Raw genomic sequence first — 15,792 nt, 5'->3', positions numbered from 1 at the left:
CCAATCCCATTCGCGGGAATAAAGCGACGCCTAGCCACCACGGATAGACGGATGCCAGAAAGTCACCGCCCGTTCTGCCAGGGCGACGACGCCATAGAAGATCGAGCCGACGAGCGCCGCAACGGCGATTTCGGCCCAGACCATGTCGACATTCATGCGCCCGATCTCGGTAGAGATGCGGAAGCCCATGCCGACGATCGGCGTACCGAAGAACTCCGCGACGATGGCACCGATCAGCGCAAGCGTCGAGTTGATCTTCAATGCATTGAAAATGAAGGGCATCGCTGCCGGAAGCCGGAGCTTCAGCAGCGTCTGCCAGTAGTTGGACGCGTAGGTCTGCATCAGGTCGCGCTCCATCGGACCGGATGCGGCAAGGCCGGCGACTGTGTTCACCAGCATCGGGAAGAACGTCATGATCACGACCACGGCCGCCTTCGACTGCCAGTCGAAGCCGAACCACATGACCATGATCGGTGCGACGCCGATCATCGGCAGTGCCGAGACCATGTTGCCGATCGGCAGCAGCCCTCGGCGCAGAAAGGCGACGCGATCCGCCAGGATGGCGACGACAAACCCAGAAGCGCAGCCGATGATGTAGCCCGCGAGGACGGCCTTGAAGATCGTCTGTCTTACGTCTTCGCCGAGTATCGGCAGGGATCCGATGAGCCGCGCTCCGATCGCACTCGGTGGCGGCAGAAGCACGAAGGGGATGCCCGCGCCGCGGGTGAGGGCTTCCCACAGGATGAGGATCCAGGCGCCGAAGATGGCTGGGATCAGCAGCCGCAGCACCGTGCGTTCGAAACCTGATGAGGGCTTCATTTCGGACAGCTCAGTGACGCAGCGCCATGCGAGCAGCCAGCAGGCGGCCAGCAGCAGGAAGAACGACTTGGTTGCCAGTCCTTCATTGCCGGTGACGCTGGAAAGCAACACCCAGGCAGCCCAATGTGCTCCGATGAGGAGGACAGCGGCCACATAGAGTTTCGGCAGAGGCGCAAACGAGATCAACGCGGTTACCACGATGAGCGCAATCGTCAGCAACGTGGTGGCCTGCGAGACCGGTTGCGGTGCTCCTTCTCCAAGGAGCGGCAGGGTCACCAGGGCCAACGCCGCGAAGAGGAGGGCGATGAGACCTTGCCAGGAGAACGCCATTGTCTTCATGCCGGCCTCCCGCCCATCGATTTGTCGACGATCTTGGCTACCAACCCCACAATGGCGATGAGCAACGCGGCGAGTACCGAGCCGGCGACGAGCGCTGCCCAGATGTCGATCGTCTGGCTGTAGTAGGAGCCTGCGAGAAGCTTCGATCCGATGCCTGCGACAGCGCCGGTCGGCAGTTCGCCGACGATGGCGCCGACAAGGCTTGCCGCGATCGCAACTTTCATCGAAGTGAAGAGGTAGGGGACCGACGCCGGGACGCGCAGCTTCCAGAAGGTCTGTGCAGCCGAGGCGTTATAGGTGCGCATCAGGTCGAGAAGCATGACCTCAGGTGAACGCAGTCCCTTCACCATGCCGACCGTGACCGGGAAGAACGACAGGTAGGTCGAGATCAGCGCCTTTGGTATCAGGCCGGTGATGTTGATTGCGCCGAGCACCACGATCACCATCGGGGCGATGGCCAGGATCGGGATCGTCTGCGAGGTGATGATCCATGGCATCAGGCTGCGATCCAGCGCCTTGATATGCACGATGCCGACGGCAATCAGGATGCCGAGCAAGGTGCCGAGGCCGAAGCCGAGTACGGTGGAGGAGAGCGTGACGCCGCTGTGGTAGACCAGGCTGCGGTTGCTCGAAAGCTTGCGCAGGAAGGTGTTCTCGAACACGTTCTGTGCCACCTGATGCGGTGCCGGCAGCAACGGCTTCGGCTGAGAGAGCGTCTTCTCGATAAACTCGATGGTTCCAGGCGTTTCATTGGCGCGCGCATCCATGTCGCGCTGGAACGGCGCGTTCATCAGCACGGCGGCGATGTACCAGATCACCACAAGCACAGCGAGGATCGTGACGACGGGGATGACCTTGTCCTTGAGCGTGTCCGGTTTCATCGGCGGCCTCGCCGGTGAAGACGTGACTTTTCGGTCCTAGTGCTCATAGCTATGCCCCGCTCTCAGACCCTCGCGGACGCGATGGGCGATTTCGAGGAATTCGGGGGTTTCGCGGATGTCGAGCGGGCGCTCGCGCGGCAGCGGCGAGTCGATGATGTCGGTGACGCGGCCGGGGCGCGGGGACATGACCACGATCTTGGTGGAGAGGTAAACGGCCTCGGGGATCGAGTGCGTCACGAAGCATATCGTCTTGTTGGTCCGCGCCCAGAGCTTCAGGAGTTCCTCGTTGAGGTGGTCGCGGACGATCTCATCGAGTGCACCGAATGGTTCGTCCATCAACAGGAGATCGGCATCGAAGGCGAGGGCGCGGGCGATCGAGGCGCGCTGCTGCATGCCGCCGGACAGCTGCCAGGGAAACTTTTTCTCGAAGCCGGACAGGCTGACGAGATCGAGCGCCTCGGCGATGCGCTTTTTGCGGTCACCCGACGGATAGTTCATGATCTCAAGCGGCAGCGCGATGTTCTTCTCGATGGTCCGCCAGGGGTAGAGCGCGGGTGCCTGGAAGACATAGCCGTAGGCGCGCGCCTTGCGGGCTTCCTCGGGTGTCATGCCGTTGACCGTGATGTCGCCGGACGTCTTCTTTTCGAGATCGGCGATGACGCGCAGAAAGGTTGTCTTGCCGCAGCCGGAGGGGCCGATGAAGGAAACGAAATCGCCCTTGCGCACCTCGAGGTTGACGTTGGTCAGCGCATGCACCGGCGCGTCATTCGCCTGATAGGTGAGACAGAGATCCTTGGCGGATACAACGGAAGCAGCTTGCGTCAATGCTGATGGATCCTGTTTTCCCCGCGTCAGGGCGGTTTGCGTGATAGTATGAGTACCGGTTTTCACTGAACCGGCAAGCTCCATGGAGGATGACGATGGATGCGACATCAAAGCCTACCTGTCATATTGTCCGCCCGAGTCATGCTTACGACGGCAAGCAAGGGCTTAGTTACTTCGAAGGCATCGCAGCCGAGACGGTGGGCGCCAAGGGCATCTGCATGCACCTTCTGACAATCCCGCCTGGCGTGCGAGCCAAGGCACATCTGCATGAGGCGCATGAGACGGCGATCTACATGCTCTCCGGCGAGGCCCATACCTGGTACGGGGATAATCTGGAGCATCATGTGATCGTTCACGCCGGCGAGCTGTTCTACATTCCAGCCGGAGTGCCGCATCTGCCTGCGAACCTCAGCAGCACGCCCTGCACGGCGATCATCGCCCGCACCGATCCCAACGAGCAGGAGAGTGTGGTGCTCCTTCCGGAGCTGGACGCGCTCGCGCAGGGCTGAAGCCAAGGATCAGACCCCCGTCGCCGGGATGCCTGACCGTTCGACCTTGCGCGGTGCGACGAGTTCCTTCCATGTCGACAGCGCCTTGTTCACCGCCTGGAACGGCTCGCGCTTGACGAACTGGCCGTGTCCTTCCTTCGTCTTGACCGTGCTCTCCTCGATCGCGACTTCACCACGCGTCAGCGTGTAGCGCGGCAGGCCGGTGACCTGCTTGCCCTCGAAGACGTTGTAGTCGATCGACGATTGCTGGGTCTTGGCAGAGATCGTCTTGGAACGCTTCGGATCCCAAACCACGATATCCGCATCGGCGCCGACGAGGATCGCGCCCTTCTTCGGATAGACGTTGAGGATCTTCGCGATGTTGGTCGAGGTGACCGCGACGAACTCGTTCATCGTTAGGCGCCCGGTGTTGACGCCATGGGTCCACAACATGGGCAACCTGTCCTCCAGGCCGCCGGTACCGTTCGGAATCTTCGAGAAGTCTTTTACGCCGAAGCGTTTCTGCTCGGTGGTGAAAGCGCAATGGTCGGTTGCCACCACGGACAGCGAGCCGGACTGCAGGCCGGCCCAGAGGCTGTCCTGGTGCTGCTTGTTGCGGAACGGCGGCGACATGACACGGCGGGCGGCATGGTCCCAGTCCTTGTCGAAATATTCGCTCTCGTCGAGCGTCAGGTGCTGGATCAGCGGCTCGCCATAGACGCGCATGCCTTTCTGGCGGGCGCGGCGGATCGCTTCATGCGCCTGTTCGCAGGAAGTGTGCACGACATAGAGCGGGACCCCAGCCATGTCGGCGAGCATGATGGCGCGGTTGGTTGCCTCACCTTCGACCTCGGGCGGGCGGGAATAGGCGTGCGCCTCGGGGCCGTTGTTGCCGTCTGCGAGCAGCTTTGCGGTCATCGAGGCGACGACGTCGCCGTTCTCGGCATGGACCAGCGGCAGGGCGCCGAGTTCCGCGCAGCGCTGGAAGGAGGCGAACATCTCGTCATCGTTCACCATCAGCGCGCCCTTGTAGGCCATGAAGTGCTTGAAGGTGTTGATGCCCCTGTCCTTGACCACGGTCTCCATCTCGTTGAAGACGCGCTCGTTCCAGCCGGTGATCGCCATGTGGAACGAGTAGTCGGTGTTGGCGCGGCTCGTCTTGTTGTCCCACATCTGCAGCGCTTCGAGCAGCGACTGCTCCGGTCCCGGCAGGCAGAAGTCGACGACCATGGTCGTGCCGCCGGCAAGGCCCGCGCGCGTGCCGCTTTCGAAGTCGTCCGACGAATAGGTGCCCATGAACGGCATTTCGAGGTGGACGTGCGGGTCGATGCCGCCAGGCATGACGTAGCAGCCGGTCGCATCGAGCGTCTCCGTGCCGGAAAGGTTCGGGCCGATCTCGACGATCCTGCCGCCCTCGATCTTCACGTCCGCCTTGTAGGTCAGGTCCGCGGTGACGATGGTTCCGCCCTTGATGACTTTGCTCATGATCAGTTCCCTTGCATTGATTGCTCGCGGCTCTGCGGCCACTGGTAAAAGAAAAGGCGGGTTTGACCCCGCCCTTGATTACGCAACGATTTCAGCGGTCTCGACGACGGCGTGGAAGAGGACATCACAGCCGGCTGCCGCCCATTCTTTCGATATCTCCTCCGCCTCGTTGTGGCTGAGGCCACCGACGCAGGGGCACATGACCATCGTTGCGGGGGCAACCTTCGCCGCCCAGCAGGCATCGTGGCCAGCGCCTGAGATGATGTTCATATGGCTGTAGCCGAGCCGCTCGGCGGCGCTGCGAACAGAGGTGACGAGCTTCGGGTCGAAGGTCACCGGCTCGAAATGACCGATGGCTTCGATCGAACAGCCGACGCCGAGAGCATCCGTGATCTTCGGTGCTTCCGCCTCGATCTTGGCGCGCATGCGATCAAGCTTGGCCTTGTCTGGCGAGCGGATGTCGACGGTGAAGACGACCTTGCCCGGCAGCACGTTGCGGGAGTTCGGCGAGAAGAAGACCTGACCGACGCCGCCGACGGCGCCCGGCTGGTTTTCCATCGCGACGTCCTGGACCATCTCGATGATCCGGGACATGGCGAGGCCGGCATTGACGCGAAGGTTCATCGGGGTGGAGCCGGTGTGGGCTTCCTTGCCGGTGAGCGTGAATTCGAGCCACCACAGGCCCTGGCAATGCGTGACGACACCGATCTGCTTCTCCTCGGCTTCGAGGATCGGGCCCTGCTCGATGTGGTACTCGAAATAGGCGTGCATCTTGCGCGCGCCGACCTCCTCGTCACCGAGCCAGCCAATGCGGTTCAGCTCCTCGCCGAAGGTCTTGCCTTCGGGGTCCTTGCGCTCATAGGCGTATTCCAGGGAGTGAACGCCGGCGAAAACGCCGGACGCCAGCATGGCGGGCGCGAAGCGAGCGCCTTCCTCGTTGGTCCAGTTGGTGACGACGATGGGGTGCTTGGTCTTGATGCCGAGGTCGTTCATCGTGCGGACGACTTCGAGTGCCCCCAGCACACCAAGCACCCCGTCGTACTTGCCGCCGGTCGGCTGGGTGTCGAGGTGCGAGCCGACATAGACGGGCAGGGCATCCGGATCGGTGCCCGGACGGGTCGCGAACATCGTGCCCATCTTGTCGATCCCCAAGGTCATGCCGGCGGCTTCGCACCATGTCCTGAAAAGGCTGCGCCCTTCCGCATCGGAGTCGGTCAGGGTCTGGCGATTGTTGCCGCCCGCGATGCCGGGGCCGATCTTTGCCATGTCCATGAGACTGTCCCAGAGACGGTCCCCGTTGACGCGCATGTTCTCGCCTGGTGCTGCCACCATGTCCGTATTCCTCACCTGTTTTTTCCTGGGCAATGCAAGGTGCATGCCCGTCTGTTCCCGTGGGTCAGTTTCCGGCGCTCTTGTTTGTCTTATTCAGCGCCGGAAAATCGTCAGTTGCCTTTGTTTTGCATCTGACAGATAATTTGACCGGTTGGTAAACATTACAACTTCCTTCGCTGGGCTCAAGACGAAAATCAGGAAAATTACAGACAAAATTACGGGCAGTTGCTTATTTTTTCGGCGGCCGGTCATTCTTGTTCAATCTTGAGCGAAATAGTTGAATTTGAAAGGGAAAAAAGATCGATATGGCAATCCCGAGAGCAGCGAAGACGCAGCGACGCACACGTATCCAGGAAGCGAAGGAAGAGCAGATCCTGGAAGCTGCGCTCGACGTGTTTTCGGTCAGTGGCTTTCGCGGCTCCACCATCGATCAGATCGCCGAAGTGGCCGGCATGTCGAAGCCCAATCTGCTCTATTATTTCCGCACCAAGGAGGCCATGCACCGGGCCTTGATAGACCGCGTTCTCTTCACCTGGCTCGAGCCGCTGCGCGCCTTTGATGCCGCGGGCAACCCCGAGAGCGAGATCCGCAGCTATATCCGCCGCAAGCTCGAAATGGCCCGCGACTTCCCGCGCGAGAGCCGCCTCTTCGCCAATGAGGTGCTGCAGGGCGCGCCGCATATCGAGGACGAGCTCAAGGGGCCTCTGAAGGCGCTTGTGGACGAAAAGGCGGACGTCATCCGCACCTGGGCCAAGGAGGGGAAGATCGTGAAATGCGATCCCTACCACCTCATCTTTTCCATCTGGTCGACCACCCAGCATTATGCGGATTTCGATGTCCAGGTGCGTGCGGTCTTGGGCCAGGACAATTCCGGCGAAGGCCGGTTCGAAGATGCGGCCCGGTTTCTGGAACAACTTTTCATCGATGGATTGCGTGTCGCTCAGCCGTAGGTGCTGTAGCAGCAGCTAGCCCGCGGTCTCGCGTTCCAACTCTCAGTCCAGCAGGGATCGGGCTCGCTTCAGCGCCCTTTGGTGGCGCTCGGCATAGTCCTGTCGCGTGCGTCGGCGCCAGGTGGAGCGGGGGGAGTCCGGCGGGATGGCTGCGATCCATGCAATGCTCGTCGGAACGAACTCGCCATTGGCGGGGATGAGCAGATCACTTCCGTCGAGTTGCTTGCGGATACAGCCCCTGTTGTAGGCGATAACGGCGCAGCCGGCGGCCTTGGCCTCGAAGATGACAATCGGCTGCGCTTCGTTGACATAGTTGGTGGGGAAAACGAAGACATCGATGTCTTCGTAGAACGCTGCCTTCGCCTCGTCGTAGACGGCGCCGCGATAGTCCAGTGCGCCACCGAATTCCTTCACAGCCGCTTCGATGCTCGTGCGATCTTGGTTATTGGCGACTGGTCCGGCGAGGATCGCCTGGACCGCCAACCCTTCACTGCGACATTGCCTCAGCAACTCGATGAACGTCTCCAGCCCTTTTTCGCGGCTGAGATTGCTCAACATGCCGATGGTGAGAGGCCTTGGCTGCAGCGCCCGGTCATCGGTCGGCGCCACGAAGGCGGCGTTGGAGATGATTACACTGCGCAGCCGCACCGCATATGCGTCGACGAAGCGATCGCGCATGATCTCGCACAGGAAAACATGTGTCAGGCTCGGTCCCCCGAGCGCGAGTATGCCGCGCATTGTCAGGTCCGGCTTGTCGATATAGCGGAAGCTGTGATGGTGGAGGTAGGTCGGGTAGCCCAACAGTCTGGCAACGACCACGATCAGCAGCGTGTAGCACATGCCCCATCCGCCATCGCAGCCGAGATAGCAGGCCTTGCCCTCAAGGCGCCGGTCCAGCAACAGCCTACCGCAGGCGCCGAGAGCCCGGCGAAGCTTGCTCGCGTGACCGATAAGGCGCCCCGCATTTTCCGGCGGAGACAGGTTCTGAAGCACGGTGACGTTTTCCTCGGACAGAAGTGCGGTCATGGCCGATGTCGCGTAGGAAAAGCCATGAAGCGGCGGAGGCAGCGGGCCGATCGCGACGATGTGATGTTTCATGCGGGCGGCCACCTTTTCTACGCGTAACGACTATGGCCGTTGGCGCAGAAAAGACAATGCCCCGCTGTGAACAGCGATCGGGCGACAGCGCCACGCCTGTTAGGCCGCCGCGGTGGCCTCGGAACTTTCGAACGAAAAGCCTTCGTCGGCCCAGCCGGTCATCCCGCCGATCATGACCTTCACCGACAGGCCGAGCCTAGCCAGGCGCAGGGCGGCCTTGTCGGTGCCGTTGCAGTGCGGACCGGCGCAGTAGACGACGAAGAGCGTGTCTGCCGGCCAGGAGGACATCCGGTGCGCCGTCATCTTTCCATGCGGAAGATTGATGGAGCCGGGGATGTGCGTTTGCGCAAAGAGCGTCGGCGACCGGACATCCAGGAGGACGAAGTCGTCGCGTCCGGCGGCCAGCGACGCGTGGACATCCCAGCAGTCGGTCTCGAAGGCGAGTTTGCGGGCGTAGTAGGCGGCGGTGGCTTCCGGCGAGGCGGCAGGGGTTTCGGCGACGGCGCTGGGCATTGGCACTTCCTTTCAGGGTTGGAATTGCCTCTGACCATGCAAGATGATACCTCGTGTTGAAATTGGCCATAATGACGATTGGCGTGAAGATCGTGCCAAACACAGCTCAAACATCCGGTCCGCAGGTTGCCGTGCTCGCCTATGACGGGCTGTGCACCTTCGAGTTCGGCATTGCCTACGAGGTTTTCGGGCTCCCGCGTCCGGAGATGGGTGAGGGGTGGTATCGCTTTGCTGTCTGCGGCATCGAGCCGGGCCCCTTGCGGGCGGCAGGCGGGCTGACGGTCAGCGTCGATCGTGGCCTCGATGTTCTCGATGAAGCCGACCTGATCGTCGTTCCTGGCTGGCGCGGAATCGATGCGCCGGTGCCCGATGATCTCATATCCGCTTTGCGCGCCGCCCATCAGCGTGGCGCGCGGGTGATGTCGTTGTGTTCGGGTGTGGCGGTTCTTGCTGCGTCCGGTCTTCTGGCCGGCCGTCGGGCCACGACGCATTGGCGTTACGTGTCCGCTGTCGCTGCGCGCTATCCCGAGATCACGCTGGATGCGAGCGTCCTTTATATGGACGAGGGCAGCATTCTGACGGCGGCCGGGAGTGCTGCCGGTATCGATCTCTGTTTGCATGTCGTCCGTGGCGATTTCGGCGCCGACGCTGCAAACAGCGTTGCGCGCCGCCTCGTGGTGCCGCCGCATCGCGAGGGAGGGCAGGCGCAGTTCATCAGCGCGCCGGTGCCGCAGGAGCGCGAAGGCGTCCGGCTCGGACCGTTGATCGAGTGGATGCGGGCGCGGCTCGACGAGGAGCAGCCGATCAGTCTTCTGGCGGCCAAGGCCGGGATGAGCCAGCGCACGTTCCAGAGGCGCTTCGAGACGACGACGGGATCGAGCGTTGGCGAATGGCTGCTGAAGGAGCGATTGCGTCATGCGCGCGAGTTGCTCGAGCGACGCCGCGACGCGTCGCTCGACGATATCGCCATCGCCTGTGGCTTCGGCACACCGGCGACGATGCGCCATCACTTCCGCAAGCGGCTAGGGACTAGTCCAGGCGCCTATCGTCGCTCGTTTTCAGGTGGGGACGGCTAGGGCGGAGACAAACGCACGGTTTTCCGTGCGTTTGCCGGATACGCTCTATTCGCGGTCCCTAAAAGTAGTGGTGACGGTGGATGCCATCAAAGCTGCCGGATTTAAGGCAGCAGTTCTTGAAAGCGCCTCCGCGAACCGCACGGGCACGGATCGTTGCGGCCGAGTTTTTCGATCAGCTCGACGTCGCCGTGGACGAACTGGCGGCCGGTTTTAACCCGGGTTTCCGATGGATAGGATTTACGCCGCTTGGACGTGACCTCAAAAGCTGAGATCGGTGAGGTGTTTGCGAGCCATGGCTGCCTCCTCTTGAAAGAGCGCTGCGACAGTGCAGCGAGGCATCGATAGCATAAGGCTCGCCATAGGCAACGCCGCGAAAGACAATATTCCGCGGCGTTGCAAGGTGGTTACTCCGCAGCCTGGCGGGCCATCGGGTTGTTCGGATGCGTCGTCCAGTTGGCGTAGTTCGGGTCAACAGGGCGGCCGGTGCGCTGGTCGAGTTCGCCTGATGGCAGCTGCTCCATCGTGATGCAGTTCTCGACAGGACAGACGTTGACGCAGAGATTGCAGCCGACGCATTCGTCTTCCATCACTTCGAAGTGCCTGATGCCATTGACGAACTGGGTGATCGCCTGATGCGAGGTGTCCTCGCAGGCGATATGACAGCGACCGCATTTGATGCAGGCGTCCTGGTCGATCTTTGCCTTGGCGATGTAGTTGAGGTTGAGGTACTGCCAGTCCGAGACATTCGGCACGGCACGGCCGGTGATGTCGTCCAGATTGCGATGGCCCTTGGCATCCATCCAGTCGGAGAGGCCGGATATCATCTCCTGGACGATCTTGAAGCCATAGGTCATCGCGGCCGTGCAGACCTGGACGTTGCCGGCGCCGAGCACGAGGAATTCGGCGGCGTCACGCCAGGTGGTGATGCCACCGATGCCTGAGATCGGCAGGCCATAGGTTTCCGGATCGCGGGCGATCTCGGCGACCATGTTGAGCGCGATCGGCTTGACCGCAGGGCCGCAATAGCCGCCATGGCTGCCCTTGCCGTCGATGGACGGTTCGGGGGAGAAGGTGTCGAGATTGACCGATGTGATCGAGTTGATCGTGTTGATCAGCGAGACCGCGTCGGTGCCGCCTGCCTTTGCAGCACGCGCCGGCTTGCGAATGTCGGTAATGTTGGGCGTCAGCTTGGTGATGACGGGCATGCGGGTGTATTGCTTGCACCAGCGCACGACCATTTCGATGTATTCAGGCACCTGTCCAACGGCGGCACCCATGCCGCGCTCGGACATGCCGTGCGGACAGCCGAAGTTGAGCTCGATACCGTCGGCGCCGGTCTCTTCGACGAGCGGCAGGATCGCTTTCCAGCTTTCCTCCTCGCACGGCACCATGATCGAAGCGATCAGGGCGCGATCCGGCCAGTTCATCTTCACCTGCTTCATTTCGCGCAGGTTCGTATAGAGGTCGCGGTCGGTGATGAGCTCGATGTTGTTTAGGCCGAGCAGACGGCGGTCAGCGCCCCAGATCGCGCCGTAGCGCGGGCCGTTGACGTTGACCACAGGCGGGCCTTCCTCGCCGAGCGTTTTCCAGACGACGCCGCCCCATCCGGCCTTGAAGGCGCGGTCGACGTTGTAGGCCTTGTCGGTCGGCGGCGCCGAGGCCAGCCAGAACGGGTTCGGAGACTTGATGCCGACGAAATTATTGCGGAGATCAGCCATTGTTCATTCTCCCCTTCAAGCGACGGCAGCGGCCGGCTGCGCACCGGCAGCAAGCACGCGATTGATGGATTCCGCAGCGTCGCGACCCTGCGCGACCGCGGAGACGGTCAGGTCGTCACCGCCGAAGACGCAGTCGCCGCCGGCCCACACGCCGTCGAGCGAAGTCTTGCCTTCGGCATCAATAGCGATGCGGCCTGTTTCCATGCGAAGCGCACCGAGACCGGAAGCATCGAAGGTCTGGCCGATTGCCTTGAAGATCTGGTCGGTCGCGATGACACCGGTCTCGCCTGTGGTCGTCAGGCGGCCATCCACGATCGCCGTGTATTCCACCTCGATCGCGGCGACCTTTCCGTCCTGAGACAGGATGGACTTCGGCGCCAGCCAGTGGCGCAGGATGACGCCCTTGGACGCGGCAAGATCTTGCTCGAATTCGGAGGCGTTCATGTGTTCCTTGCCGCGGCGATAACAGATCGTCACCTCCTCGGCGCCGAGCAGCTTGGCCTGGATCGCGGCATCGATCGCGGTCATGCCGCCACCTAGGACGACCACGCGGCGGCCGATGGCGACGTTGGCTTTGTTTGCCGCCTGCCGGAGACCTTCGATGAAGTCGACGGCATCGTCGACACCGGGGAGGCTTTCGCCTTCGAGGCGCAACGCGTTGACGCCTGCCAGGCCGATGCCAAGGAAGACGGCATCATATTGCGACTGCAGGTCGGCGAGAGTGAAGTCGCGTCCCAGTTCCTTGCCATGGACCACTTCGATCCCGCCGATCGAGAGGACGTAATCGACCTCCTTCTGTGCGAAGTCATCGACCGCCTTGTAGGTCGCGATGCCATACTCGTTGAGACCACCGGATTTCGGCTTGCTGTCGTAGATGACGACCTCGTGGCCCTTCACCGCCAGGCGATGCGCCGCGGCCAGCCCAGCCGGCCCGGCGCCGACGACGGCGATCCGTTTTCCGGTCGCTGCCGCGCGGCTATAGAACTGTCGCCCAGCATCCATCGCGGCGTCGGTCGCATAGCGCTGCAGGCGGCCGATCTCGACCGGCCGCTCCTCGGCGGTATTGCGCACACAGGCCTGCTCGCAGAGATCTTCGGTGGGACAGACGCGCGCGCACATGCCGCCGAGAATGTTCTGGTCGAAGATCGTCTTGGCGGAGCCAAGCGGATTTCCTGTCGATATCTGCCTGATGAAAAGCGGGATATCGATGGAGGTGGGACAGGCCGTCATGCACGGCGCGTCGTAGCAGAAATAGCAGCGGTCTGCTGCCACCAGCGCCTCGTGCTTATCCAGGCGCGGATGGAGATCGGAGAAATTAGCGTCGTACTCGGCGGGCGAAAGCCGGCCTGCACGAATCCCAGTTTCCAGACGTTCCATTGAAGTTCCCTCATTATTGGTAAACGGCCAGTGGAACGAAGCGTAACTCAGGTTTAAAAATTTATCAAACGGTAAAATTTTGACATTTTGTTTCTGGCGATGGTGAATTATCTCTTTGTTATAAAATGATTTTTTGTCGTGTCTTTTGGTTCGTTCCGAGTGATCGCTCAGCGACCTGAAGTTCAGGCGGCAGGGCTGAAAAAAGATTCAAAAAAATGCAGCTTTTTCGACGAAGGATCGGAACCATTCTCCGGCCTAGCCGTTAACGCGATATCCGAACGATGATCGCATCGACCCAAAATGCGCGCCCCCAACCCATCGCTCGGATCCACACTCACGGTCCCCTCCCGGTGAGTGAAGACAGCCGGTGCGCCGCCCTCGCACTGGCTGTTTCCTTGTTGGCGTCAAGGTCAGCGTGAGCTCATGCGTTGGGGTGCGCGTTTGAGGATTTCGAATTCGGCGTCCGGGATCACGAGATGGTACTCGATCCGACCGGGCAGGAGCTTGAGTTCGGCCTTGCCATTGACGGCCGACGGGACGACGCGCTCCAGTACGATCTTGCCGAAGCTGTTCTCGCTGAATTCATGAACCTCGTTGCGGTCGTGCAGGGTTTCGACCCAGGACACCTCGATCGCCTTTCTGTCGGCGAGCATCGTTTCCTGGCAGTCCAGCGCGACCGAAGGGGCGGGGCCGGCGATGGCGCCGTACGAGGCGGAATTGACGATCAATTCATGCAGCGCGAGGCCAACATGCACCGCCGCGTTCGGCGTCAGATGCACGTTCAAACCGACAATCGGCAGAGGGCCGGCGGTTTCCGGCCAATAGGGTGCAAATTGCTTTTCGCTCAGTTCGAACAGGAACGCGCCGCGCCAGCTTGAGTCCGTGATCAGATCCTGCGAGTTTGACAGCGACTGGAGCCGACCACGGAACTTCACGAGGAATGCATCGAGCGACAAAGTATTGCGCGCGGTTTGCGTGGCGATGCCCTGAATAATCGCAAGCAGGTTCTTGGACCGGTGGGACAATTCGCGAAGAAGCGACTTCAGCACCTTCTCGCGGTGGCGCGTTTCGGTGATTTCGGTGATCACGGACAATAGGCCGACTTCATTGCCGAGACCGACGCGCTCCATCTTCAGCTCATAGGTCCGCATCTCGCCATCGATAGCAATATCGACCTCGGTGCTGCTCGGGCTGCCGCTTTCCAGAACCTTGCGTTTCTGGACTTCCAGGATCCGTCCATGGGCCTCGCCAAACATGTCGGCATCGCTACCGCCGGGCGCTGACATAGTCTGAAAATGAGGGGGGAGGTTTTCGGTATAGACGATGGAAAGATCGGGATCCTGATAGACGACCGAGATTCCGGCGCTGGCAAGAGCCCTCTCCATCAAGAGCTCTTTACCTTCCAGCGGAAACTGCATGTCGGCCAATGGTCCAGTTCTTTTCACCAAGCCGCCTTCCCGTCGATTCCCATGTTGCCGCTGGAGCGGGGCGGCCCTTTGATGGGATACCCCGCAGGTCGTTTCATGTTAAAGACAAGCGCTCCACAAACCGTTAAATTTCAAGAACGACAAGCGCTCCAGATTGACTGGAACGCTCGCCCTTTCTCTTTGTTCCGCAGTTCGTGAAATTTCGCCTCAAGCGGCAGCTCTGGTCGTCTCATTGAAGAAAAGCGCTTGGCTGATCAATGCTTTGACCATGTCGGGGTTGAACGGCTTGGTGACCAGGAATGTCGGCTCCGGCCGCTCACCGGTGAGCAGGCGTTCCGGAAACGCGGTGATGAAAATCACCGGCACGCTGGATGTCTTCAGGATATCGTTGACCGCGTCGATCCCCGAGCTGCCGTCGGCGAGCTGGATGTCGGCAAGGACCATGCTGGGCTTGGTCTTGTTATAGAGGGCAACTGCTTCCGAGTGAGTGCGCGCGATGCCGGTAACGCGATGACCAAGGCTCTCGACCATCTGTTCGATGTCCATGGCGATGAGCGGCTCGTCCTCGATGATCATGATATCGGTCGCGACCTGGCGAGAGATCTCGCGCGAGGCGCTATCGAGCAAAGCGACGACGTCCTGTTCGCTGACCCCGAGGATCTCGGCGATCTCGACGACACGGAAATTCTCGACCGAAGCCAGAATGAAGGCCTGGCGCGCGCGAGGCGAAACCTTGGCGAGATTGACGGTCGCCTTTTGCTCCCAGGCGTAGGGCGATGATGGTTCCGGAATCTGGACGGTCGCGGAACCGAAGAGATCGGTGAAGAGTTTATAGAGTGCGACACGGTCATTGGCCGTGTCAGGGAAAATGGTGATGTCGGTAATGATGGCTTCAAGAACAGCTGCGACGTAAGCGTCGCCCGAAGTCTGCGTGCCGGTCAATGCGCGGGAATAGCGGCGCAGATATGGAAGGTGCGGCGCAATTCGAGTCGAAAGTGTCATTTATAGCTCCCATGTGTAGGGCCGGCTAACGGCTCTATCGGAAATGGGAACGCGCTACACTGCAAAAAAGTTCCTATGCGTCAGGAACTTTTTTTGAGGCGGCGCATTCTCCTCGCAGCGAACAGAGGGCGCCTGTGAAAGCTTAACCGAAATAATGGCATTTAGACGTTCAGCCAACTTGGCTGACTGATATGTAAAAGTATTTCGGCTGGCGTACGACGCTCAAGAACAACAGGCAAAAAGTGTAGGTTAATGACAACGCGCAAGAACGAAGAGCTGGATCAACAAAGACTTGAATTACGTGCAAGCGACATTCTGGACCCCAATAGCCAGATCGGGATCAGATTAAGGTCGTTGTATGCAGCTGTTCAGGAGGAGACGATTCCAGATCGTTTTCTTGATCTGCTCGAGAAGCTGGATCAGGCTGAATTCATGGCTTCGGCCAAGGCCATGAAGTAGGTG

General features: G+C 60.9%; 16 protein-coding genes. 4 read left to right on the top strand and 12 right to left on the bottom strand.

Annotated features, from left to right (window positions below):
• Window positions 1-30: 30 nt before the first annotated feature.
• The 3 genes from A6U87_RS10130 to A6U87_RS10120 are packed head-to-tail and all read right to left on the bottom strand — an operon-like array spanning window position 31 to window position 2,864.
• On the bottom strand, window positions 31-1,158 hold the full coding sequence (locus A6U87_RS10130) for an ABC transporter permease (RefSeq protein ID WP_065691143.1): 1,128 nt from the start codon (window positions 1,156-1,158) through the stop codon (window positions 31-33).
• Window positions 1,155-2,039 (bottom strand): ABC transporter permease, encoded by an 885-nt coding sequence (locus A6U87_RS10125; RefSeq protein WP_065691142.1) that lies wholly within the window; start codon window positions 2,037-2,039, stop codon window positions 1,155-1,157. Before A6U87_RS10125 ends, A6U87_RS10130 begins: the two co-directional genes overlap by 4 nt.
• 36 nt (window positions 2,040-2,075) lie before the next feature.
• Complete coding sequence (locus A6U87_RS10120; RefSeq protein ID WP_065691141.1) at window positions 2,076-2,864, bottom strand: ABC transporter ATP-binding protein; 789 nt, start codon at window positions 2,862-2,864, stop codon at window positions 2,076-2,078.
• A gap of 95 nt (window positions 2,865-2,959) precedes the next feature.
• On the opposite strand from A6U87_RS10120, the gene A6U87_RS10115 reads away from it, so the two are divergent.
• Window positions 2,960-3,373 carry a cupin domain-containing protein gene (locus A6U87_RS10115; RefSeq protein ID WP_065691140.1) on the top strand — a complete coding sequence of 138 codons (414 nt, stop codon included), beginning with the start codon at window positions 2,960-2,962 and terminating at the stop codon, window positions 3,371-3,373.
• 9 nt (window positions 3,374-3,382) lie between these two features.
• Here the strand turns inward: A6U87_RS10115 and hydA are convergent, their stop codons facing one another.
• On the bottom strand, window positions 3,383-4,837 hold the full coding sequence (hydA, locus tag A6U87_RS10110) for a dihydropyrimidinase (protein WP_065691139.1): 1,455 nt from the start codon (window positions 4,835-4,837) through the stop codon (window positions 3,383-3,385).
• A gap of 78 nt (window positions 4,838-4,915) precedes the next feature.
• Window positions 4,916-6,169, bottom strand: coding sequence for a Zn-dependent hydrolase (locus A6U87_RS10105; RefSeq protein ID WP_065691138.1), 1,254 nt, complete (start codon window positions 6,167-6,169; stop codon window positions 4,916-4,918).
• 305 nt (window positions 6,170-6,474) lie between these two features.
• On the opposite strand from A6U87_RS10105, the gene A6U87_RS10100 reads away from it, so the two are divergent.
• The gene (locus A6U87_RS10100) at window positions 6,475-7,119 is read left to right on the top strand and encodes a TetR family transcriptional regulator C-terminal domain-containing protein (protein ID WP_065691137.1); all 645 of its coding nucleotides are present in this window, start codon (window positions 6,475-6,477) and stop codon (window positions 7,117-7,119) included.
• Between the two features lie 42 nt (window positions 7,120-7,161).
• Here A6U87_RS10100 and A6U87_RS10095 read toward each other — a convergent pair whose 3' ends face one another.
• Both A6U87_RS10095 and A6U87_RS10090 read right to left on the bottom strand, forming a co-directional pair.
• On the bottom strand, window positions 7,162-8,217 hold the full coding sequence (locus tag A6U87_RS10095; protein WP_065691136.1) for a glycosyltransferase family 4 protein: 1,056 nt from the start codon (window positions 8,215-8,217) through the stop codon (window positions 7,162-7,164).
• A gap of 99 nt (window positions 8,218-8,316) precedes the next feature.
• Window positions 8,317-8,730, bottom strand: coding sequence for a rhodanese-like domain-containing protein (locus A6U87_RS10090; protein WP_065691135.1), 414 nt, complete (start codon window positions 8,728-8,730; stop codon window positions 8,317-8,319).
• Between the two features lie 71 nt (window positions 8,731-8,801).
• Here A6U87_RS10090 and ftrA point away from each other — a divergent pair, with 71 nt between their 5' ends.
• Window positions 8,802-9,806, top strand: a complete 1,005-nt coding sequence (ftrA, locus tag A6U87_RS10085; protein WP_065691134.1) for a transcriptional regulator FtrA — start codon at window positions 8,802-8,804, stop codon at window positions 9,804-9,806.
• A gap of 101 nt (window positions 9,807-9,907) precedes the next feature.
• Here ftrA and A6U87_RS30425 read toward each other — a convergent pair whose 3' ends face one another.
• The 5 genes from A6U87_RS30425 to A6U87_RS10065 all read right to left on the bottom strand — a co-directional run bounded on the left by A6U87_RS30425 (window position 9,908) and on the right by A6U87_RS10065 (window position 15,330).
• Window positions 9,908-9,979, bottom strand: coding sequence for an SEC-C metal-binding domain-containing protein (locus A6U87_RS30425; protein WP_244499461.1), 72 nt, complete (start codon window positions 9,977-9,979; stop codon window positions 9,908-9,910).
• A gap of 231 nt (window positions 9,980-10,210) precedes the next feature.
• Window positions 10,211-11,524, bottom strand: coding sequence for an NAD-dependent dihydropyrimidine dehydrogenase subunit PreA (gene preA / locus A6U87_RS10080; RefSeq protein WP_065691133.1), 1,314 nt, complete (start codon window positions 11,522-11,524; stop codon window positions 10,211-10,213).
• 15 nt (window positions 11,525-11,539) lie between these two features.
• Window positions 11,540-12,901, bottom strand: coding sequence for an NAD(P)-dependent oxidoreductase (locus A6U87_RS10075; protein ID WP_065691132.1), 1,362 nt, complete (start codon window positions 12,899-12,901; stop codon window positions 11,540-11,542).
• Between the two features lie 410 nt (window positions 12,902-13,311).
• Window positions 13,312-14,328 (bottom strand): sensor histidine kinase, encoded by a 1,017-nt coding sequence (locus tag A6U87_RS10070; protein WP_083199340.1) that lies wholly within the window; start codon window positions 14,326-14,328, stop codon window positions 13,312-13,314.
• Window positions 14,329-14,535: 207 nt separating this feature from the next.
• The gene (locus A6U87_RS10065) at window positions 14,536-15,330 is read right to left on the bottom strand and encodes a response regulator (RefSeq protein WP_065691131.1); all 795 of its coding nucleotides are present in this window, start codon (window positions 15,328-15,330) and stop codon (window positions 14,536-14,538) included.
• 252 nt (window positions 15,331-15,582) lie between these two features.
• Here A6U87_RS10065 and A6U87_RS10060 point away from each other — a divergent pair, with 252 nt between their 5' ends.
• On the top strand, window positions 15,583-15,789 hold the full coding sequence (locus tag A6U87_RS10060; RefSeq protein WP_065691130.1) for a NepR family anti-sigma factor: 207 nt from the start codon (window positions 15,583-15,585) through the stop codon (window positions 15,787-15,789).
• The last annotated feature ends 3 nt before the right edge of the window (window positions 15,790-15,792 follow it).

Source organism: Rhizobium sp. AC44/96 (assembly GCF_001692185.1).
Taxonomy (GTDB): Bacteria; Pseudomonadota; Alphaproteobacteria; order Rhizobiales; family Rhizobiaceae; genus Rhizobium.
The sequence above is the reverse complement of the archived record's forward strand: the minus strand, read 5'-3'. Positions and strand labels throughout refer to the sequence as shown.